The organism is Novosphingobium sp. YAF33 (assembly GCF_052113265.1).
Classification (GTDB): domain Bacteria; phylum Pseudomonadota; class Alphaproteobacteria; order Sphingomonadales; family Sphingomonadaceae; genus Novosphingobium.
Genome location: NZ_JBFRCW010000001.1, coordinates 443,956 through 465,267 on the forward strand (window position 1 = coordinate 443,956; position 21,312 = coordinate 465,267).

The following is a 21,312-nucleotide window of genomic DNA, read 5'->3' on the forward strand; positions in this document are numbered from 1 at the left end:
CTCCATTTACCTCCGACACGCGCCGAGGATTCCCTCGGGCATGGCGGACAAACTCAATTCCTTCTCCACCGCGCCCGCCTCGAAGGCAGCGCGGGGCATTCCGTAGACCACGCAAGTATCGCGGTTCTGCCCGAGCGTGCGGGCGCCGGCGTCGCGCATGGCCTTGAGGCCCATGGCGCCGTCCGAACCCATGCCGGTGAGGATCACCCCCACCGCGCGCGAGCCGAGCCGTGCGACCGAACGGAACAGCACGTCCACCGAAGGCCGGTGTCCGCTGACCGTGTCGCCGGCCACCAGCTTGACCTGCCCACTGGTGCCGCCCAGCAGCTCCATGTGCTGGCCGCCGCCGGGCGCGAGATAGACCGTGCCCCGGCGCAGGTTCATGCCGTTCTGGGCCTCCACCACCTGCACCCGCGCGGTCTTGTCGAGCCGCGTGGCGAAGCTGCCGGTGAAGATCGCGGGCATGTGCTGTACCACCATGACCGGCGGGCAATCGGGCGGCAGGGCGCCGATGATCGAGAACAGGGCTTCCACCCCGCCGGTCGAGGCACCCACCGCGATAACGACGTCGCGCAGGCTTCCCTGCGCGGCATTGACCGGCGTGGGCGGGCTGGCCGTGCGGCGCACCGACGAACGGGCCGCGGCCTTGACGATCTTGCGCAGCAGCGCCCCGTCCTGCGCGATCTCCAGCGGATTGCCGGAAGGCTTGGCGATGCAGTCCACGGCGCCCAGGCGCATGGCCTCGATGGTCGCCTCGGTGCCGCGCGCCGTCAGGGTGGAGCACATGACCACCGGCATCGGCCGCAGGCGCATGATGCGTTCGAGGAAAGACAGTCCGTCCATCCCGGGCATCTCGATGTCGAGCGTGACCACGTCGGGATTGAGCGACTTGATCATCTCGCGCGCGGCGTGGGGCTCTGGCGCCATGCCGACCACTTCGATGGCGGGGTCGTGGCTCAGCAACTTGTTCAGCAGCGCGCGCATGGCGGCGCTGTCGTCCACGATCAGGACGCGCGTCTTTTCAGGCGCCAGGGTCATGCCGCGCCTCCGTCGTTGCGGACGTAGATCGTCTGCCCCGCCGGCTTCATCAGCCGGGTGGCGGGGCCGATCAGGCGCTCCGAATGGCCGATGTAGAGATAGCCGCCGGGCGCCAGCATCTCGACGAAGCGCGCCTCCAGCTCGGCCTTGGCGGTATCGTCGAAGTAGATCATCACGTTGCGGCAGAAGATCACGTCGTACTTGCGGCGCATCGGCCAGGGCTCGAACAAGTTGAGCACCCGCGCCGCCACCAGCTCGCGCAGCGGATCGGCCACGACATGGTCGCCGTTCGCTTCGGCCCGCATCCAGCGCCGGCGATAGGTCTCGGGCACCGGCTCGACCGTGGCCGCCGAATAGCGCGCCTCCTGCACGGACTGCACGACATGCGGGGCGATGTCGGTGGCGAGCAGGCGCACGTCGCCCTGCTGGAGCCAGGCCGCGCTGGTCGGCCCGTCTCCTGCCAGGCACATGGCGATCGAATAGACTTCCTCGCCACTGGAGCAACCGGCGGACCAGATCCGCACTTTCTCGCCCTTGCGCGCACGGTCCTGCAGCTTGGGCAGGACGTCGCGGCGCAAGTGGTCGAAGTGGTGGTTCTCGCGGAAGAAATGCGTGTGGTTGGTGGTCAGCGCCACCACCATGGCGTGGCGTTCCCCGGCATCGCGCTGGACCAGCGCGACGTAGTCCACGAAGCTCGTCAGCCCATGCTCGCGCAGGCGGCGGCTCAGCCGCGAGTGGACGAGCGTCATCTTGGCCTCGACCAGATGGATGCGCGCCTCTCGCTGCATGATCGCGGCAATGTCGCGGAACTGGGCAGGACGCAGCTCGGCCGTGCCGCCCAACGCGCTGCCGCTCGTCGCTTCAGGGGAAGCCAGCACGGTCATTATGCGAAGTCCGGCACCTGGCGGGTGAGGCTCAGCGCGTCGAGGTCGAGCAGCAGGCACATGGCCTCGGCATTGGCCGCGGCATCATGGGTGCGGCGTTCGATCTTGACGAGACCGGCGATGGCGCCCTGCTCGTTGATCTCGACATCCGGCGCGGGCTGGATCTCGCTGCCCTGGATCACGACGATGTCCTGCACTTCGTCCACCAGGAAGCCGGCATGGCGCCCGGCGATGGTGACGACCAGGATGCACGAACGCGAGTGCAGCTCGCTGGGCGCCCAGCCCAGGCGCTCGGACAGGCCGACCACGGGCACGACCGAGCCGCGCAAGTTGGTCACGCCCTTCACATAAGGCGGCACGCTCGGCAGCGGGGTGGGTTCTTCCCATTCGCGGATTTCGATCAGCGAGCGCATGTCGATGCCGAACAGGCGGTTGCCCAGGGTGAAAGTGACGATCTTGCGTTCGTCGAGTTCGCTATCTTCGGTGCTCATGCTGCCATTCCTTTCAGCGCATACTTGGATGAGCCGCCGGTCGGCGCGACCAGGGCATCGATGTCGAGGATCAGCGCGATCGAGCCGTCGCCCAGGATGGTCGCACCGCCGAGGCCGCGGATCGGGTGGAGGTTGTCCTCCAGGCTCTTGATCACGACTTCGCGGCGGTTATCGATCGTGTCGACCATGAGGCCGACGTTCCCGGCCGTCTCGCTCTCGACGATGATGACGAGCGAGTCCTCGGGCACGCGGTGGGACCGCATGCCGAACAGCTCGCCCACGCGGCGCACCGGCAGGTACTGCCCGCGCAGCTCGATCACTTCGGAGCTGGGCGAAGTCGCCTGGACCTGGCCCGGCTCGGGCTGGACGGTCTCGATCACATTGGCCAGCGGCAGCACGAAGCGCTGGTCTCCCAGGCGCACGATCATGCCGTCGAGGATCGCCAGAGTCAGCGGCAGCGCCATCGTGAAGGTCGTGCCCTCGCCCGGTACCGAGTTGATCTCCAGGCGGCCGCCCAGGGCCTCGACGTTGGAACGGACCACGTCCATGCCCACGCCCCGGCCCGAGATGTTCGAGATCGTCTCGGCCGTGGAGAAGCCCGGCGCGCAGATCAGGCCGTCGATCTCCTCGTCGGAAATCGGCGCATCCGCGGAAATGATGCCGCGCTCGATCGCCTTGGCGCGCACGCGTTCGCGGTTGATGCCGCGCCCGTCGTCCCGTACGCGCACGATGATGCGCGCGCCCTTCTGCTCGGCGGACAAGTGGATCGTGCCTTCGGCAGGCTTGCCGGCGGCAAGGCGTTCCTCGGCGCTTTCGATGCCATGGTCCACTGCGTTGCGGATCATGTGGGTCAGCGGGTCGCCGATCTTCTCGATCACGCCCTTGTCCACTTCGGTCATCTCGCCGATGGTTTCGAGCACGACCTTCTTGCCGGTCTCGGCCGAGAGATCGCGCAGCATGCGCGGCACGCGCGAGAAGGCCTGCTTGATCGGCTGCGCGCGCAGCGACATCACGTTGTCCTGGATCTGCCGCGTCAGGCGCGAGAGTTCCGGCAGTTCGACGCGTTCCTGGTCGGCGGGCGAGAGCCGGTCCGACAGGATCGACCCGCGGATCACCAGTTCGCCCACAAGGTTGAGCAGCTGGTCCAGCTTGGACAAGTCCACGCGGATCGACTGCGCCACTTCGACGTTGCCCTGGCGGGCTTCCGCCTTGGGCTTTTCGGCCTGGGCCGGTGCCGCTTTCGCAGGCGCCGCCTGCACGACAGGGGCCGGTACCGCCGGAGCAGCGGCCGCGGGCACCAGCGTCAGCATCGGCTCGGCTGGTGCCAGGTCAAGATCCGGCAGGGAAACCGGCAGCGGCTCGAATACGCCGAAGCCGTCGAAGTCCTCTGCGGCCGGCTCCTCGACCACCACCATCACCACGGCGGCGGCACGCTCGATCTCGATCAGCGAGTCCGGGGCCACGAAGTCGAAGCAGTCGCGGATGTCCTGTTCGGCCACGCTGCCGGGCAGGGTCAGGGTCCAGACGAAATAGCTGTCCTCGGGATCGAGATCGCGCAGGCCCGGAAGCGCGCCGGTATCGACGGCGGTGACCGCCGCGCCCATCTCTTCCAGTTCGCGGATGACCAGCATCGGTTCGCCGCCATTGGCCAGCGCGCCGCGCGAAGGGCCGAAGCGAACGGTCCATCCGGCAGGCTCCGCCGGTTCCGGAGAGGCGAAATCGTCCAGCTCGACCGCCACCGGCTCGAAGCCGAAGGGATCGAAGTCGTCGATCACCGCCGCGACCGGCATGAAGCCGAAATCATCCAGCTCGGCCACCGGCTCGGGCGCAGCGACGACGGGCGAGGCCTGCGGGGCGGCGCCCTTGCTTTCCAGGATCGCGTCGAGCTGTTCCAGCATGACTGCGTCGGCCGGCGGCTCGGTGCCGCCCTGTGCCGCCGTGACATGATCCGAGAGGATGTCGAAGGCGCCCAGCATGGTCTGGGTCACTTCGCCGCTGGCGGGAATGCGGCCGGCGCGCACTTCGTCAAGCACGTTCTCGAAGCGGTGCGAGAAGGCGAGCAGCGCGGCATGGCCGAAAGCGCCCGAACCGCCCTTGATCGAGTGGACCGCGCGGAACACGCCGGCGATCGTCTCGGACGAGACATCGCCTTCGGCCATCGCCGAAAGACCCTGTTCGGCCACGGCAAGACCTTCGGCGCACTCCTCGAAGAAGATGCCCTGGATTTCGTCGAGTTCGTCGCTCACGGACAGACGCGGCGGACAGCCGCTCCCAGCTTGGCGGCTTCGAAGGGCTTGGTGATCCAGCCCGTGGCCCCGGCTTCGCGGGCACGGGTCTTCTTCTCGTCCGAGAACTCGGTGGAGAGCACCAGGATCGGGGTGCCGCGGAATTCGGGCACCGAGCGGACCGCCTCGATCAGTTCGAAGCCGTCCATCTTGGGCATGTTGATATCGGTGATGAGCAGGTCGGGCTTCACCTCGTGCATGCGCTCGAGGCCGTGCTCGCCGTCATCGGCCGCTTCCACGCGGAAGCCCTGCGCGGCCAGCGAGGCCTTGAGAAGCATCCGCATCGAGGCGGAATCGTCGACGGTCAGGATGAGTTTGCTCACGACGGGAATTCCTCTTCAGATAGGCCGACGGCTTCTGCCAGTCCGCAGGCCTGCACGCGCTCGACGAAGGCCGTGCTGGGATTGACGATTTCGAATTCGTGGCCGGCGTCCAGCGCCTCGGTGCGCGCGGCGACCAGGAGTTGCAGCACGGCCTGGCCCACCGTCTCGACCCGGCTGGCGTCGATGTTCATCGCACCTTCGAAGTCGCAGGCCAGGACCATGCGGACACGCAAGTCTTCGGCCGTCACGGTGGAGCCATGGACCGGCAGTTGCAGCGCGCGGTCCTCTCCGGCGAAATCCGCGGCAGCGGCGTCCAGTCCGAACTCTTCGAACGGCACGGGTTCAGGCAGGTTTGGCATTGAGCTGATCCTTCACTTCGTCGAGCGCGGTCTCGAGCTGCGTGAACGAAGGGGCATAGGGAGACGGCGTCATGCGGCGCGCAAGCTCGATGGCCACTTCGGTCGGCTGGCCCTGCGCGTGTCCGACGATCGCGGTCTTGACGATGAGGTAGGGCTTGAAATCGGAATCGATGATCTGCTGCAGCTTCTGCGCGATCGGCCCGACCAGGCAGTAGGCCAGCAGCACGCCCAGGAACGTACCGACCAGAGCGCCGCCGATCATCGCGCCGAGGATCTCGGTGGGCTGGTCGATCGAACTCATGGTCTTGATGACGCCCAGAACGGCGGCGACGATGCCGAGGGCAGGCAGGCCGTCGGCCATCATCTGCAGCGCGTGCTGCGGGGCCAGTTCCTCGGCATGGTGGCGCTCGATGTCACCTTCCATCGCCTCGGCCAGCTGGTGCGGGTCCTCGAAGTTGACGGTCATCATGCGCAAGTAGTCGCAGATGAACTCGATCAGCCCCTCGTCCCCCAGCAGGCGGGGATAGCGCATGAAGATGCTGCTTTCCTCGGGCGCGTCGAGATGCTTCTCGATCGAGTTCGCGCCTTCCTTGCGGAAAGTGGCGAGCAGCGTGAAGAGCAGCGCCAGGAGATCGCGGAAGTCGACCTCGGTCCAGCGTCCGCCCTTGAAGACGCGCTGGATCCCCGCCCAGGTCTTCTTGACCGTGGTCATCGAGTTGCCGAGGATGAACGCACCCACCGCCGCGCCGGCAATGGCCAGCATTTCGTGCGGCAGGGCGTGAGCGATGACCATTATGTTACCGCCCGACATCAGGAAGCTGCCGAAGACGCACAGCAGGATGACGACGAGGCCGATGGCGTTGAGCATGAAGAAGATCCGCGATTGATGGCCGCAAAAGGTTACGGGGCCGAAGCCCTGCGTTAGTTATAGGATGCTCGGGCCGGGGGCGGTGCGGGGCGATGGAAATTAGGCGCAGCGATGCCCGGCGGCGTCCTTGCGGATCCGGCAGTGGCCCCTTTGGTGCTCGCCATCGCCAGGCGCCTTCGGGAGGACGGACTCAGGCTCCTCGGCGGTCCCGGATCGGGAATGCCGCCGCGGCGCATCGCAAAACGGACCGCCCTGCGACCGCTCGGCACGTCTTTGTCCTATATGAGGGAGGCGGACGTCCTTGCTGGAGCCATCATGTCACTCAATGCCTACCAACGCGTGCAACAGATCGCCGCGACGCCTCGCCGGAACGAATACCGGCTGATGAGCCAGATCACCGGCGAAATGATCGCCGCACGCGATGCCGGCCTGCGCGGCGCACAGCTTGCGCCCGCGCTTCACCGCAATCGCCAGGCCTGGTCCACCTTCTCTTCAATGTGCGCGGGCCAGGGCAATCAACTACCGGACGACTTGCGTGCGCGGATCATCTCGATCGGTCTGTGGGTGGACAAGTATACGTCGGAAGTCATTACAGGCCATGACACCATCGACGATTTGATCGTGGTAAATCGCGCGATCATAGAAGGACTTGCAAACGAGAACGGTACTGGCAACTAAGGAAAATCACTTAACGATTTCCTTCATCTTTTTTAGAAAAGATAATCAAGCGCTTATTCGTCTGCCACCGGAAAGCACCGGATTGCCATCTCGACCGTCTATTTACAAAGATGCGTAAAGCTCTATTTGCCCGTTCGCCTTGAAGCCAAAGTGCAAGGCGCAATAAGCGGGTCGGAATGCAGGAATTGAATCCACCGCCGCAGCGCTTGGGCGGGTCGCTTCCTGTCGGGATGGCACCGGCCATTCCCGCCCTCGTCCTCGCGGCCCAACTTGTCTGCGCCATCGTCCTTTGCGGCTGGGCTTTCGGCATGCCGGGCCTTGCCGGAATCGGCACGGACGGCTTCCTCATGCAGCCGCTGACGGCCGTGGGCTGCAGCGCCATCGGCATCGGTATCCTGCTCGGCGCCGCCTCCCGGCGCAGCGCCGCACGATGGGCCATGGCCGTACCCCTCGTCATAGGATGTTCCTCGCTCATCCAGGAATGGGCAGGCGTCTCGCTCGGCATGGACCGCCTGCTGTTTGCGGACAGCGTCCTTCACCAGACCCGGCCCTACCCCGGCCGCCCGGGCGTGCTGCCCGCGCTAGGCCTCGTGCTGCTGGCTCTTTCCGCCCTCTCCCTCGGTTCCTCGCGCCGCGCCCTACGCCGTCTCACCGTGGTCTTCGCCTGCATCGCCATCGCCGTCGCCGCGATTTCGGGCATGCTCCTGCCGCTGGGCATCAGCACGCCGGGCCCGGAGACCCGCCACGCGCTCATGTCCGTGCCGACGGCCGTGACCATCTGCCTGCTCGCGGTGGGCCTCATCGCCCTGCGCCGCCAGAGCGCCTGGCCGCGGCAACCCGATTGCGGGTTCGGCTCCGCCACTCTCCAGGCCTGCCTGCTGCTCTGCGTCTCCCTGCCGGTCGTCTCCGCGCTGGCGCATTTCTGGGTCGAGCGCTCGGGAGCGGTCTCTGCCGAGATGATCGAGATCGTCCAGGCCGTGGCCCAGGTGGCCCTGTCCTGCGGCCTGATCGCCTGGGCCTGGATGCGCATCGCCCGCGAGAGCGGCGCCCGCTGGGCGGTGAACCTCGCGCTCGATTCCGCCCCGGTCGCCATCACCGATGTCGACGGCAGGATCCTGCGCTGGTCGGCCGGCTGCGAGCGCCTTTACGGCTGGACCTCGGAGCAGGCGCTCGGCCGCTTCCAGCAGAAGCTCACCGGCACCCCGCCGATCGCCACCAGCGACATCGAGGCGCTGCTCGCCGGTGCCCGGCAGGAGCGCGAAGTGACCGCCTATCGCAAGGACGGCACCATGCTGCGCGTCCTGCACAGCAGCCAGGCCGTGCAGCCGCGCTCCGACATCGCGCCCATGGTGGTCCATGCCATGACCGACATCACCGCCCGCACCCGCGCCGAACACGCCATGCTCGCCAGTGACGCGCGCCTCTCGCTGGCGGTGGACCTCCACGAACTCGGCATCTTCGAATGGTCGCTTGCCACTGACCGCTTCGTCTTTCACGGCCATGCCGAGCGCCTGTTCGGGCTGGAGCCCGGCCTGTTCGACGGCGGGATCGACGCCTGGAAACGCCATCTGCGCCAGACGTTCGGAACCTCCTTCCGCATGCCCGGCCCGCCCGAAGCCTGGAGCGCGGGCCGCTACGGCTTCCGCCTGGTCGCGGTGGAGGCAGGCGTCGTCAAAGTCGTCGAGGGAACCGCGCATATCCACCGCGGCCCGGGCGAGAACGATGTCTCGATGATCGGCATCGTGATGGATGCCACCCAGCGCGAACAGCATGCCGAAATGCTGAAATCGCGCGAATCCGAACTGCGCTCGATCCTGGAAACCGTGCCGGAGGCGATGATCACCATCGACGGGGGCGGGCAGATCCGCTCGTTCTCGACCACCGCCGAAACGCTGTTCGGCTATGCCGCGGCCGAAGTCCTGGGCAAGGACGTGCGCCTGCTGCTGCCGCGCTATGTCCGGCCCTCCACCGACCCGGCGCTGCCCGGCCAGGGCAATCCCGCCATCACCAGCATCACCGCCGGCCTCGACCGCAACGGCAACGAACTGCCGATCGAAATCGCGGTGGGCGCGGCCAATGTGGGCAACGAGCGGATCGCCATCGCCTTCATCCGCAACTTGCGCGAGCAGATGGCCACCCAGGCCCGCCTCAACGAACTGCGCGAGCAGGTGCTCCACGCCTCGCGGGTCAGCGCCATGGGCGAGATGGGCGCCGGCCTGGCGCATGAGCTGAACCAGCCGCTGACCGCCACTTCCAATCTGCTGGGCGCCATCGACCTGGCGATGGCGCGTGGCGGCGATCCCGAGCAGGTCCGCTGCATGCTGGAACTGGCGCGCCAGGAAGTGCTGCGCGCCGGCTCCATCATCCGCCGCATGCGCGCCTTCGTTTCCAAGGGCGAGCTGGAAATTCGCGCCGAGCCGCTGGACGAGGTGATCGCCGAAACCCTGCAGCTTGCGCGCTCGCGCAGCCGGGTACCGGGGGTCCGTCTCAGCTATCGCCCCAGTGTCGTGGCTCCATCCATCCTTGCCGATCGCATCCAAATGCAGCAGGTGCTGGTGAACGTCCTCAACAACGCCTTCGACGCGCTCGCGGGCCTCAACGACAGGCTGCCGGAAATCACTCTTTCAACCCGCCAACTGAACGATGGTCACATCATGATCAGTGTTATCGACAACGGCCCGGGCTTGCCCGAAGCCATCATAAACCGCCCCTTCGAGGCCTTTTCGTCTACCAAGACGACGGGCATGGGGCTTGGTCTGTCGATCTGCCGCCGCATCGTGGAAGCGCATGGCGGGCGCTTCTCCTTGCGGAACGTCCCCGATGGGGGCGCGGCGGTCGAATTCACGCTGCCCAGCTACAGCGAGCTGGAGCTCAGGGCAGGATGACGTCGCGGCGCATCTATATCGTCGATGACGACCTGGCCGTACGCACTTCGCTCGAATATCTGCTGTCGATGATCGGGGAGAGCCGGATCAGCTGCTTCGATTCCGGGGACAGCTTCCTGGAAGCGGCGCCCTTGCTGGAGCCGGGCTGCCTGCTGCTGGATTTGCAGATGCCGGGGGCGTCAGGGCTGCAAGTGCTCAGCACGGTGGGCGGGCGGCCGACCCGGTTCGTGCCGATCGTGCTCACGGGGGAAGGCGACGTCTCCGTGGCGGTGCAGGCGATGAAGCTCGGTGCGATCGACTTCATCGAAAAGCCCTGCGACCATCTCAAGCTGATGAACGCGGTGGAATCCGCTTTCACCCAGCAGGCCGTCTCGACCGCGGAAGAGCGGCGCAAGGAAAAGGCGATCTCGCTGCTGGAGCAGCTTTCGCCGCGGGAGCTGGATGTGCTCAAGGGCCTGATCGACGGGCAATCGAACAAGATCATTGCCCATGCGCTCGACATCAGCCCGCGCACGGTGGAAATCTACCGCGCCAAGCTGATGGAAAAGCTGCAGGTGCGCAGCCTTTCCGAAGTGCTGCGCATCGCCTTTGCGGCGGGCCTCGTGCCGATGGATTGACCGGGCCTTTCGAAAGTCCGCCGCGCGTCTCGGATGCTCGGGCGGCGGCTTTCGCGATACCAGGGATGCCCCGCCCGGCTCAGGAGAGAGGCCGGACGGGGCAGGTCCACAGGGTACGCCGGTTATTCTTCAGAAGTCGAAATAGAGATCCACGTAGCCGTATCGGGTGTCGCCGGTCTGCGGGGCATTGGGCGCGTCCTTGAGGAAGCCGCCCTTGGCGAGATAGGCCACGCCCGTGTCGACCCGCAGCACGTCCGGGATCAGGGTGCGCCGATAGCGGGCTTCCACCTGGTTGCCGGCAAAGCTGCCGCTCCGCCCGGACACGTCCTTCACGCCGGTGTTGGAAAAGGCATCGGTCTTGGAATCCAGCCAGAGCGCGCGGTACATCACCATCACGTCCGACTTCTTGTCCGGCTTCACTTCAAGCCGCGCGCCGCCCGAAATCGTGTTGAAGCGGCCAACCGCGCCGTAGAGCCCGGTCGGGCCGAAATCGAACCGCCGGGCGCCGAACAGCGTGTCGAAGCGGTTGTAGGTCCCCGCCTTGGAACGGTCGCCGCTGGCGATGTCGAAGTCGAGCGAGACGCGCGGCTTCCATCCGCCGGCGAACGTGTTGCCCGCTTCGGCGTGGATGAAGTAGGCCGAGACGTCGAGGTCGGTCCGGTCGGTGGGCGCGGTCGTCGCCCGGGTGCGGCCGAACTGGTAGGCACCCTCGACATCGTAGTCCAGATGGCCAGCCTTCGGCGCGCGATAGGCACGCAGGCCAGGCGTGAAGATGTGGCGGTTGCGGGTCGGCCGGTCGGCGCTGTCGCGTTCCGCCAGACCATAGCCGTAGACTTCCAGAGAGCCGCCGAACACGCCGGCCTTGGTCAGCGAGCCGCCATAGAACTGGAGGTCCGTGGTCTCTTCGTCGCGCTTCACCGAATTGTCGTGGATGCCTTCGGAATCATCGGGCAGGCGCAGCTGCGGCATCGTCCAGAGCAGGGTCAGCTGGTCTCCGCCGCGGCCCTTCCACTGGAAATTGACGCCGGTGAAGGCATTGGTGCTGTTGCGGAACGACTGGCGCGCGACCAGGCGGCGCGATCCCAGGTTCATCGTGAAGCGACCCGCCGTGAGCTGCGCCTTGGAACCGCCGCCCATGCCGAAGTCCAGCCCGACATAGGCCTGGACCATTTCCAGTGCATCGACTTCGCCGGTGCCCGCGGAGGAATTGGACTTCTCGCCATAGGCGCGGGCGTCCCAGAGTTCGCCGCCGACCCGCCAGGGCCCACCATCGTATTCGACCAGGAGCGAGGTCTTGAGGGAGAACATGGCGTCGTCCTCGGCCGCGGTGGGACGGAACTGTCCGTCGATCCCTTCGACGCGGGCGCGGACTTCGCCCTTGATGGTCAGCCCTTCCGGCGCGCCGACCGCGGTTTCCAGCAGGCCGTCGGCATGGGCAGTGCCGGTATGTCCGACGAGCAGCAGACCGCCGCCCATCATGCCCAGCAGCGCGCGGGCGCGCCAGGATTGCGGACCGAAATTCCAGTCCTTGCGGACCGGGTCGAACAGGCAGGCACTCATCACGATCTCCCGAAGTAGCGGTCCATTATAGGATAATGACCGCAACCGCAGGCGACCGGATCCCGGTTTTCGCCCTCAGCCCTGTCCAATTTTCCTGGCAGCTTCAAAGCACACCCGGCAACGATGAAAAAGCCCCTTGCGCCGGGTAGAGCGGGGGGTGCAGCGGCCCCGCGTTACAAGGCCGCTGCGAAGTCTCTGGATCAGGCCGGGACACGCGCGGTACGCGCATTTCCCGGCGGCAGCGCCCCAGGTCGCGCCGGCGCGCTCAGTGCGCGGCGGCCGGCGCCAGCATCGACTGGCGGTATTCCGCCATCATCGTGAAGCGCGGATCGGCCACGGCCAGGTCGCTCATGGTCTTGGCGGCGCGCTTGGCGATCTGGCGCACGCGTTCCTTGGCCACGCCGTTTTCATCGTCCGCCGTCTCAAGCGCGGTCATCTCGAAGAGACGGCCTTCCACGACCTTGCGGTTGTGCTCCAGGCGCTCTTCCAGTTCCGCCAGTTCGGTGGGATCGAGCATGGACTTGCCGGTGCGCCAGACCGAGCGGCGCGTGCCGGCCTCGGGACGGGGCGCCTTCTTGGGCTGAGCCTTGCGGCGGATGCGCTCCACGCCGATGTTGCGCAAGTGATCGACATAGCTGTCGGTCAGTGAGGCCATGGCCTGACGGGCAAGATAGTCCGAAGCGCCCGATTCCGTGCGGCCCAGGGCATCCTCGTCCTCGATCGAAGCCACGATCGACTGACCCTCGCCGTCCTCGCCCCCGGCGATCGCGTCGAGCGATACAGTGACCGCCTCGACCTTCTTGGCGGAAGGACGCTGGTCGGTCATCAGGCGGAAGCGCAGGCTCTGCAGCTCGCCGCGGATCTGCCAGTTCACGAAAGTGGTGAACTGCGCCTTTTCGGGATCGTAGGCCTGGATGCCGCGGTGCACCGCGATGGCGCATACCTGCTCGGCGTCGTCCCAATGGGCGACCAGACCGTACTGGCGGATGAAGTGGCGGATGCGCGGCGCGATCAGCTTGATGATCTGCGCGAAGGCGCGGTCCACGAGCACGCGCTGACGTGCGGACTGCGGCTGGCCATCGGCCGGCATGTTCGCTCTGACGGCGGCGACCGCGGCTTCCAGAGCGATTGTGATCTTCGACATGTTGAACCCCCGGTTAGAGAGGAGCCTCGGGCGCCCATCGCCGCTGCTCCACTTCAACAAGACCTGTTGTCTCGTGAATTTCTGAACGCGAGGTTAATCCTATAAACGTGTTTCCTATATTTCCTATAATTTTTTTCACTTCGTCGGGAACCAAGTGCATTTTGCCGTAATATCAGCCGGCGAAACGGTCCGGACGGATGTTGCGGCCGACATAATCGAGCAGCCAAGAACGGTGCGCAGCCGTTGCGCTGCCCGCCATTTCGATGCGGCGATTCGCACTGGCGGTGCCGACCTGGGCATTGAGCAGGGTGCGCGCGCGGTCGGGAGAGAGCCCGCCCTTCAGGAAACGCACCGCATCGCCCAGGCCGAGATGGTGACCGAGATAAGCTGCCTGCGCGACTTCGACCACGTCTCCGCCGATCCGCACGCCCGATCCGCGCAAGGCGTCCAGGTTGGTGCGGGCATAGTCCGCAATCGTCTCGATCGCGGCCTGGGGGTCGTAGCGCAGCGCCAGCAAGGCACCGCGGCTCTCGCCGCGAACGTGCCCGCGCTCGTTGAGCCAGCCGTTCTGCTGGGCCATGGCATGAAGCCAGGTACCCTGGCGCTCTGCCTGCCCTTCCCAGGTCCGGTTGAGAAACTGCCCGAGCCCGGCGGCGCTGGATCGCGGGTTGCGCGAATAAGGGAGCCACCGGCCATCGGAGCCTTTCGCCGCCTCGGCATTCACGATCGTGGCGAGTGCCGCCGCCGGAATGCCGGTGCGCGAAGCCGCCGTGCCGAGCGTACCGGCGTAGCGGGCATTGGGCCCTTCCTGCATGGCCAGGGCGCCGCTTGCGTCATCGTTGCGGCCGCCCCTGCCCTCGCCGCTGTCGCGCCGCGCCTCGCGGTCCCAGCCGCCGGCAGCCGATCCGCAGGACGGATCCTCCACCGGAGCCTTGGGCATGGCCGGATCGGCCACGGAGGCCTGTCCGCTCGCCGCTCTGGTGCGTTCGTCCAGCAGGGTGAGCAAACCGTCCAGTCCCAGCGGGTCGGAACGCTTGTCGGCCAGTCCTCTCGACTGCGTGTCGTCTTCGCCGCCCAGGGCCGCACGCCAGAGCCGGCCCGACAGTTCGCTGCGGGCCTGGCTGTAGATCAGCTGCGCCTTCTGCGCCGGCGTCATGCCCTGGAGGCTGCCGGCCTGAGCGCCATGGGCGGTTGCGCCCTCGATCATCACGAGGTCTCGCGCCGAACGGCGCGGCGGGCCTTGATGAAGGACATGGCGGCGAAGTCGTCGATCCCGGCCTGCTCGGCATTGGCGAGCACCCGCTCGGCGTCCTGCCGGTAGCCGTCCGCGGCCGTCTCGATGGCGCGGAACGTGCCATAAGCATCGACCGCCTGATCGCGCAGCTCGTCGAGCCGGGCCTTGAGCTGCACCTGGCGGACCGTCAGGAGCCGGCGCTCGCCGCGCATGCGCTGGAGATAGGCGTGCGAGCAGACCGCCAGATCGCCGGCCGCCAGATCGGCCTCGCGGCTCATCGACACGGCCACGCGGTCCCGCGCCTTTTCCACTTCGCCCAGCACACCGGACTGGTTGCTGATCGCCGCGCTCATTTCGTCGATCTCACGCTGCTGCACGCGCAGCGCGGCGTCATAGGGTGTCTTCATCCGGGACCTCCATCAGCGCCGCCAGCGCGTCGAAACTCTCCTGCGCGAAACCGCGATCCTGCTTGCCCTGCTTGAGCAGGTCCTCGATGCGCGGGGCCAGCGCCACGGCGCGATCCACTTCCGCGCTCGACCCGGCGCGATAGGCACCGAGGCGGACCATTTCTTCCATGTCCTTGTACGTCGCCATCTCGCGGCGGGCGGCCAGGCGGATATGGTTTTCCTCCTCGCCCAGGCAGTGCGGCAGGGTTCGCGAGACGGACTTGAGCACGTCGATCGCGGGATAGCGCCCGCGTTCCGCAATCTGGCGGGTAATGACGATGTGACCATCGAGAATGCCGCGGACGGCGTCCGCCACCGGCTCGTTATGATCGTCGCCGTCGACAAGGACGGTGAACAGGCCGGTGATCGCGCCCTGCCCCGGAAGCCCGGGTCCGGCGCGCTCCAGCAGGCGCGGCAGTTCGGCGAAGACGGTGGGCGTGTAGCCCTTGGTCGCAGGCGGCTCACCGCTGGCCAGGCCGATCTCGCGCTGCGCCATGGCGAAACGGGTGACCGAGTCCATCAGGCACAGGACATTGAGCCCCTGGTCGCGAAAATGTTCGGCCACAGTCAAGGTGGTCCATGCCGCCTGGCGGCGCATCAGGGCGGGCTCGTCGGAAGTGGCGACCACCACGACGCTGCGGGCCAGGCCTTCCTCGCCGAGGTCGTCCTGCACGAATTCCTGAACCTCGCGCCCGCGCTCGCCGATCAAACCGATCACGGCGACATCGCACTCGGTCCAGCGCGCCAGCATCGACAGCAACACCGACTTGCCCACGCCCGAGCCTGCAAACAGCCCAAGCCGCTGGCCGCGGCACAGCGGCGCGAACAGATCGAGCGCGCGAACGCCCGTGGAAAGCCGCGAGCCCACGCGCGCACGTGCCGAAGCGGGCGGCGGCGATGCCTTGATCTTGCGCAGCAGGGCGCCCTGTTCGAGCGGCCCCTTGCCGTCGACCGGGCGGCCGAGGCCGTCCACCATGCGACCGAGCCAGGCGCTCGATGGGCGCAAGGCGAACTGGCTGGCGGAAAGGTCTGCGCGCGATCCCGAGGCGATGCCCTGCGGCTCGCTGAACGGCATGCAGTGTGCAATGCCCCGGTCCAGTCCGGTGACTTCCGCCTCGACTTGTCCGGTCGGCGAATTCAGCGTCACGCGGGAGCCGATCTGCGCCGCGCCCGAAAGGCCCTCGACCTCGATCAGGGCGCCGCGAACGGCCACGACCCGGCCATAGCGCTGGTCGGGGGTAAGCAGGCGAAGACCTGCAGCGGCGGCGGCGAGACTGGCCATCGGAGGAGCGCTTCTTCGCGTCAGGCGGCCGGCGTGGCCGCGATGGCCGAGGCCACCTCCACGACGGGCGCGGCTTCCACCGCCGGTGCAGGTTCGGCAGGTGCCGGCTTCGGCGCCACCACGATGCGCGAAAGCGCGTCGGATTCGTAACCGATCAGCCACCGGCAGTCGGCCAGGGCATTATAGAACTGGCCGGTCGCCACCTTCTGGGCGAAGCGGATGCAGACGGCCTTGGCCTCTGCGGTCTCCAGCGCCAGCATCAGCGCTTCCAGCCGGGCCAGCAGCACCTGCTGGTGCCGCGAAAGGTCGGCCGGGTCGATATAGGCCATCATGCAGGCGAAATAGAGCTGCCGAGCCGGAGAAGTCGCTTCCTCCGGCTTCATGACGTCGCGTCCGCGCAGGATGGTGGCCTCGTTCTCCACGACGAGATCGGTGCGGCCGACAGCGCGCAGAACCGCGCCGTTCACGATCACCGGCTCTCCGTTGCGAAGCGAAATACGAAGTGTCATGTCAATTGCCCCCAAGACATCTGCATCAGTTATAGGATGACTGAGACAGGTCCGTGGCGAAGCGTCATAAATTTTCGTGCGCCTGCGAACGCGGGCCGCGCCATTCTTCCTACAATGCCTCTGTTCGGTGGCCGGTACGCCACTTTTCCCGGCCGACACGCACAGGAGAATGAAATGAGCCTTTATTCAGCTCTTTACGCCGGCGTTTCCGGCCTCGGCGCGCAGGCGAGCGCCATGGCCACCGTCGCGGACAACATTACCAACGTCAACACCATCGGCTACAAGGGCGTTTCCGCCCAGTTCCAGACGCTCGTCACCGATGGCAAGATGAAGAGCAGCTATTCGGCCGGCGGCGTCACCGCCGCGCCCAAGGCGCTCATCTCGAAGCAGGGCCTGCTCCAGGCTTCGAGCAGCCTGACCGACATCGGCGTCGACGGCGCCGGCTTCTTCGTCGTGCGCTCCAGCTCGGATACCAGCGGCCAGATTTCCTATACCCGCGCCGGCTCCTTCACGCCCGACGCCGACGGCTATCTGCGCAACACGGCCGGCTATTACCTGACCGGCTGGCCGCTCGACGCCAACGGCAGCTATACCAACAACGGCAGCATGAACTCGCTGGAACCGATCAAGCCGAATTCGCTGACCGGCGCTGCCCAGCCCACCACCAAGATTTCCATGCGCACCAACCTGGACTCGACGGCCGCCGAACTGGCGGGCGGCAGTGCAGGCTACGTGCGCGGCTCGATGGCATCGGGCGCGGTCGCGGAGCAGTTCTCCCGCCCGATGGAAGTCTATGACGCGCAGGGCACCTCGCACAGCCTGACCTTCAACTTCGTCAAGACCGGCCCCAACGAGTGGGTTGCGGAAATCTCCGGCACGCCCGGCGAAATCACCAGCTCGAACGGCACCGGCATCACCGATGGCGTCCTGGCCAGCGGCGTGGTGAAGTTCAACCCCGACGGCAGCCTCGACCTGGCCGGTTCGGACCCCTCGCTCTTTGCCAACCTGGACATCGGCTGGGCCAATGGCGCCGGTTCGACGCCGATCACCCTCGGCCTCGGCACCAACGGCGGCCTTGACGGCCTGACCCAGTTCGGCAGCGATTCCGCCCTGCTTTCGTCGAGCGTCAACGGCGGCGTGCTGGGCACCGTGTCCTCGGTGGAAATCTCGGACACGGGCATCGTCAGCGCCGTCTTCGACGACGGCACCACCCGCGCGATCTACCAGCTGCCGATCGCCACCTTCCAGAACCCGGACGGCCTGACCCGCATCAGCGGCAATGCCTACGTTGCCTCGGCCACTTCGGGCAACGTCGCGATCAACCAGCCCGGCGCCCTTGGCGGCGGCTCGATCTCGGCCGGTACGCTGGAAGCCTCGAACGTCGATCTGGCGGCCGAGTTCTCGAACATGATCCTCTTCCAGCGCGCCTACAGCGCCTCGTCGAAGATCATCACCACGGTCGACGACATGCTTCAGGAAGTCAGCAACCTGAAGCGCTGATCTCGGCCCTTACCCTCAAGACCTTCCCTCTCCCGGCGATATTTTCAGGAAGACCAGCACCGTGTCCCTCAACCAGATACTCAATTCCGCCATGTCCGGCCTTTCGGCCTCGCAAGCCGGAATGCAGACGGTCTCCAACAATATCGCCAACGTCAGCACGGTGGGCTACGCCCGCCAGAAGCCGACGCTCTCCACGGCAGTGGCCGGAGGGAAGGTCAACGGGGTCGTGGTCGGCGAACCCTCGCGCGTGGCGGACAAGTTCCTGGAGAACGCCGTCTACCAGCGCGCGGGCAACGCCGGGCGCAGCGAGGCGGCTGCCACTTACCTCGACCGTCTCCAGTCGCTGCTCGGCGCCACCGATTCCAAGTCCGGCATCGCGTCGAGGCTGACCGCCCTTTCCACGTCGGTATCCCAGATCGCCAGCCTCCAGGGCTCGGCGCAGTCGATCGCGCTGTTCACCGGCAACGTGTCCGACACCATCGACAGCCTGAACCAGCTCCGGGGCGACGTCTCCAACCTTCAGGCCGATGTCGAGAGCGAAGTCTCCGACACGGTCGAGCGCACGAACGTGCTCCTCAAGAAGATCCACGACCTCAACAGCGAAGTCGCCCGGCTCCAGGGCCTGGGCAAGAGCGTGTCCGGCCCGGCCGACGAGCGCATGTCCGCGCTGGAGGAACTCAGCGGCCTGGTCGACGTGACCGTGCGCGAACAGAGCGACGGCCGCGTGACCATCGACACAGCCTCGGGCCAGGTCCTGCTCGACAAGCGCCTGCGCCAGCTCAGCTACCCCTCCGGCGCCGCGTCCTCGCAGGCGACCTATCCGGCGATCGACATCCGCTTCGCGTCCGACAGCGGCGTGATGGGCGCCTCCACCGGCGAGAAGATCGATTCCACCGCCGTCGGCGGCAAGCTGGGCGGACTGCTGGACATCCGCGACCGCGCGCTGCCCAATTTCTCGGAACAGCTGGGCCAGCTGTTCAGCGGGCTTGCCGAGACGCTGAACAAGGTTTCCAACGCGGGCACCACCCTGCCCCCGCCGAACACGATGACCGGCGAGCCGAACGGCCTGATCGGCACGGACCGCCTGGGCTTCACCGGGAAGGCCACGTTCGCGGTCGTCGGCAAGGACGGCACGCTGGTTTCCAAGACAACCGTCGACTTCGATGCGCTGGGCCCCACGGCCACCGTCGATGACGCCATCGCCGCGATCAACGCCGGCCTCTCGCCCGACGGCACCGCGAGCTTCACCAACGGCGTCCTGTCGATCGGCGCCGCATCGAGCGCGAACGGCATCGCCATCGCCCAGGACCCCGACAGCCCGAGCGACCGCGCCGGCGTGGGCTTCTCGCAGTTCTTCGGCCTCAACAACCTGATCCGCTCGGACACGAGCGCACTGGCGCCTTCGGGCTTCACCGCCAGCGATCCCCACGGTTTCGGCACCGGCGAGACCGCGCAGATCGTCCTGCGCGATCCCACCGGCAAGGTCCTGACCCAGTATACCCTTACCGGTTCCACCGGATCGACCTGGGGCGACCTGGTGGGCGAACTCAACGCCAGCCCGCTTTCCGCCTATGGCAGCTTCGAACTCGACGACCGCGGCCGCATCCAGTTCAACACCAATGCGGCAAGCTCGGGCTCGACCATCTCGATCCCCTCGGATTCGACCGACCGGAACGGCACCGGCCTGTCCTTCTCCTCGCTTTCGGGTCTCACCGGCGCGGCGAGCGGCCTCGCTTCGGCCGAAGTGCCCGCCAGCCTGCTGGCGGATACCACGCGGCTGCCGCTCGCCCAGCTCCAGCTGACGGCCGCGGTGGGCGAAAAGGCCATCGGCTCAGGCGACATCCGCAATGTCTCCGGCTTCGTCGACGCGCTTTCCGGCGCGGTCGATTTCGGCAAGGACGGCAGCCTCACCATCGGCACTTTCGCCAACCGCCTGCTCGGCAGCGCCGGTTCGCAGGCCTCGCTGGCGCTGACCAATTACAACGACGCCTCCTCGCGGCTGAGCGACGCGCTCGACCGCCGCGATTCCTTCTCCGGCGTCAATGTCGACGAGGAACTCGCGCAGATGGTGATCCTGCAGAACAGCTATTCGGCCGCGGCACGCGTGATGACCACGGCCTCGGACATGTACGACACCCTGATCGGCATGCTCCGCTGAGTTAGAGAGAGGATACGAAGATGACCCGCGTAGCCACCATCCCCCTGCAGCGCACGCTTGCCAGCGCCATCACGCGCTCGCAGGAGAACCTTGCCACCAGCCAGCTGCAGTTGACGTCGGGCAAGAAGGCCACCGACTATGCCGGCCTCGGCCTCGATGCCGTGCGTACGCTCTCGGCCCGTTCGATGCTGGCGCAGCAGGAATCGTACAAGGACAATGCCGGCCGGGTCTCGACCACGCTGTCGCTCTACGATGCCAACCTCAACCAGGTCGATTCCTCGCTGTCGGATCTCAGCACCCAGCTTCTGAGCGCAATCGGCACCGGGGATTCGCCGGGGCTTCAGGCCGCCATCGAAAGCGCCTTCGGTGACTTGCGCACCGCGCTCAACGCCAACGAAGGCGGCATTCCCCTCTTCGCCGGCTCGCAGACCTCGGGCTCCCCGTTCCTGCCCAAGACGCTGCAGGACACCGTCGGCCTCGACGCCGCGGACGCCTTCGCCAACGACGACGTGCGCCAGTCGACCCGCGTGGGCGAGAACATCGAGCTTGAATACGGCATCGGCGCCAGCGACGTCGCCACCAACCTGATCCCCGCGTTCCGCACCCTGGCCGAGGCCGGCCCCTTCGGCGAGAAGCTGACGGATACGCAGAAGCAGGCCATCACCGATGCGCTCGCGCAGCTGGACACCGGCGTCACCGACTTGCGCAACGTCAACGCCACCAATGGCCGCAACCAGAACAAGATCGACAATCTGACCGACCGCGCGGACGACCGAATCAACTTGTTCAAGGAAGTGATCGGTTCGGTGGAAGACGCCGATCTCGGCCAGGTCGCGATCGACATCACGCAGCGACAGACCATCCTGGAAGCGAGCTATTCGGTCTTCGCCCAGCTCAATTCGATGTCGCTGGCCCAGTTCCTCAAATAGGCACCGGGCGGCAGCGCAGCGCATGAGAAAGGGCGCCGGGATCTCGATCCCGGCGCCCTTTTCCGTTCGGCAAAGCTCGGTTCAACGAAGCCGGGTCCGGCTTGCAGCGCGCGCCCGGCTCC

Annotated in this window: 19 protein-coding genes; 6 read left to right on the plus strand and 13 right to left on the minus strand. The window is 66.8% G+C overall.

Annotation, left to right across the window (positions count from 1 at the left end; genetic code table 11):
* Positions 1-6 precede the first annotated feature (6 nt).
* The 7 genes from AB4Z00_RS02010 to motA are packed head-to-tail and all read right to left on the minus strand — an operon-like array spanning position 7 to position 6,248.
* Positions 7-1,038 carry a protein-glutamate methylesterase/protein-glutamine glutaminase gene (locus AB4Z00_RS02010; RefSeq protein ID WP_431567275.1) on the minus strand — a complete coding sequence of 344 codons (1,032 nt, stop codon included), beginning with the start codon at positions 1,036-1,038 and terminating at the stop codon, positions 7-9.
* Positions 1,035-1,922, minus strand: coding sequence for a CheR family methyltransferase (locus AB4Z00_RS02015; protein ID WP_132268620.1), 888 nt, complete (start codon positions 1,920-1,922; stop codon positions 1,035-1,037). Before AB4Z00_RS02015 ends, AB4Z00_RS02010 begins: the two co-directional genes overlap by 4 nt.
* On the minus strand, positions 1,922-2,413 hold the full coding sequence (locus tag AB4Z00_RS02020; RefSeq protein ID WP_431567274.1) for a chemotaxis protein CheW: 492 nt from the start codon (positions 2,411-2,413) through the stop codon (positions 1,922-1,924). Before AB4Z00_RS02020 ends, AB4Z00_RS02015 begins: the two co-directional genes overlap by 1 nt.
* The gene (locus tag AB4Z00_RS02025; protein WP_442044721.1) at positions 2,410-4,659 is read right to left on the minus strand and encodes a chemotaxis protein CheA; all 2,250 of its coding nucleotides are present in this window, start codon (positions 4,657-4,659) and stop codon (positions 2,410-2,412) included. Before AB4Z00_RS02025 ends, AB4Z00_RS02020 begins: the two co-directional genes overlap by 4 nt.
* Positions 4,656-5,021: a response regulator gene (locus tag AB4Z00_RS02030; RefSeq protein WP_132268615.1), complete on the minus strand. Its 366-nt coding sequence runs from the start codon at positions 5,019-5,021 to the stop codon at positions 4,656-4,658. Before AB4Z00_RS02030 ends, AB4Z00_RS02025 begins: the two co-directional genes overlap by 4 nt.
* Positions 5,018-5,380 (minus strand): STAS domain-containing protein, encoded by a 363-nt coding sequence (locus AB4Z00_RS02035; protein ID WP_132268614.1) that lies wholly within the window; start codon positions 5,378-5,380, stop codon positions 5,018-5,020. Before AB4Z00_RS02035 ends, AB4Z00_RS02030 begins: the two co-directional genes overlap by 4 nt.
* Positions 5,364-6,248, minus strand: coding sequence for a flagellar motor stator protein MotA (gene motA, locus AB4Z00_RS02040; RefSeq protein ID WP_021233049.1), 885 nt, complete (start codon positions 6,246-6,248; stop codon positions 5,364-5,366). The genes AB4Z00_RS02035 and motA overlap by 17 nt, the downstream gene beginning before the upstream one ends.
* 315 nt (positions 6,249-6,563) lie before the next feature.
* Here motA and flaF point away from each other — a divergent pair, with 315 nt between their 5' ends.
* The 3 genes from flaF to AB4Z00_RS02055 all read left to right on the plus strand — a co-directional run bounded on the left by flaF (position 6,564) and on the right by AB4Z00_RS02055 (position 10,428).
* On the plus strand, positions 6,564-6,926 hold the full coding sequence (gene flaF, locus AB4Z00_RS02045; protein ID WP_132268612.1) for a flagellar biosynthesis regulator FlaF: 363 nt from the start codon (positions 6,564-6,566) through the stop codon (positions 6,924-6,926).
* Between the two features lie 185 nt (positions 6,927-7,111).
* Positions 7,112-9,811: a PAS domain S-box protein gene (locus tag AB4Z00_RS02050; RefSeq protein WP_442044724.1), complete on the plus strand. Its 2,700-nt coding sequence runs from the start codon at positions 7,112-7,114 to the stop codon at positions 9,809-9,811.
* A complete protein-coding gene (locus AB4Z00_RS02055; RefSeq protein ID WP_132268609.1) occupies positions 9,808-10,428 on the plus strand; it encodes a response regulator transcription factor in 621 nt (206 codons plus the stop codon). The genes AB4Z00_RS02050 and AB4Z00_RS02055 overlap by 4 nt, the downstream gene beginning before the upstream one ends.
* A gap of 129 nt (positions 10,429-10,557) precedes the next feature.
* Here AB4Z00_RS02055 and AB4Z00_RS02060 read toward each other — a convergent pair whose 3' ends face one another.
* From AB4Z00_RS02060 to AB4Z00_RS02085, 6 genes are all read right to left on the minus strand, one after another.
* Positions 10,558-11,988 (minus strand): alginate export family protein, encoded by a 1,431-nt coding sequence (locus AB4Z00_RS02060; protein ID WP_442044727.1) that lies wholly within the window; start codon positions 11,986-11,988, stop codon positions 10,558-10,560.
* 265 nt (positions 11,989-12,253) lie between these two features.
* Positions 12,254-13,132: a sigma-70 family RNA polymerase sigma factor gene (locus AB4Z00_RS02065; protein ID WP_442044729.1), complete on the minus strand. Its 879-nt coding sequence runs from the start codon at positions 13,130-13,132 to the stop codon at positions 12,254-12,256.
* A 172-nt stretch (positions 13,133-13,304) separates the two neighbouring features.
* A complete protein-coding gene (locus AB4Z00_RS02070; protein WP_134094182.1) occupies positions 13,305-14,339 on the minus strand; it encodes a peptidoglycan-binding protein in 1,035 nt (344 codons plus the stop codon).
* Positions 14,339-14,773: a hypothetical protein gene (locus AB4Z00_RS02075; RefSeq protein ID WP_132268604.1), complete on the minus strand. Its 435-nt coding sequence runs from the start codon at positions 14,771-14,773 to the stop codon at positions 14,339-14,341. Before AB4Z00_RS02075 ends, AB4Z00_RS02070 begins: the two co-directional genes overlap by 1 nt.
* Positions 14,757-16,094 carry a flagellar protein export ATPase FliI gene (gene fliI, locus AB4Z00_RS02080; RefSeq protein WP_132268602.1) on the minus strand — a complete coding sequence of 446 codons (1,338 nt, stop codon included), beginning with the start codon at positions 16,092-16,094 and terminating at the stop codon, positions 14,757-14,759. Before fliI ends, AB4Z00_RS02075 begins: the two co-directional genes overlap by 17 nt.
* Before the next feature lie 20 nt (positions 16,095-16,114).
* Complete coding sequence (locus AB4Z00_RS02085; RefSeq protein WP_132268601.1) at positions 16,115-16,603, minus strand: flagellar biosynthesis repressor FlbT; 489 nt, start codon at positions 16,601-16,603, stop codon at positions 16,115-16,117.
* A 174-nt stretch (positions 16,604-16,777) separates the two neighbouring features.
* On the opposite strand from AB4Z00_RS02085, the gene flgE reads away from it, so the two are divergent.
* The 3 genes from flgE (at position 16,778) to AB4Z00_RS02100 (ending at position 21,190) form a co-directional block, all read left to right on the plus strand.
* Complete coding sequence (gene flgE, locus AB4Z00_RS02090) at positions 16,778-18,103, plus strand: flagellar hook protein FlgE (protein ID WP_132268599.1); 1,326 nt, start codon at positions 16,778-16,780, stop codon at positions 18,101-18,103.
* Between the two features lie 61 nt (positions 18,104-18,164).
* Positions 18,165-20,261 (plus strand): flagellar hook-associated protein FlgK, encoded by a 2,097-nt coding sequence (gene flgK, locus AB4Z00_RS02095; protein WP_166675224.1) that lies wholly within the window; start codon positions 18,165-18,167, stop codon positions 20,259-20,261.
* Positions 20,262-20,281: 20 nt separating this feature from the next.
* On the plus strand, positions 20,282-21,190 hold the full coding sequence (locus AB4Z00_RS02100) for a flagellin (protein WP_132268598.1): 909 nt from the start codon (positions 20,282-20,284) through the stop codon (positions 21,188-21,190).
* The last annotated feature ends 122 nt before the right edge of the window (positions 21,191-21,312 follow it).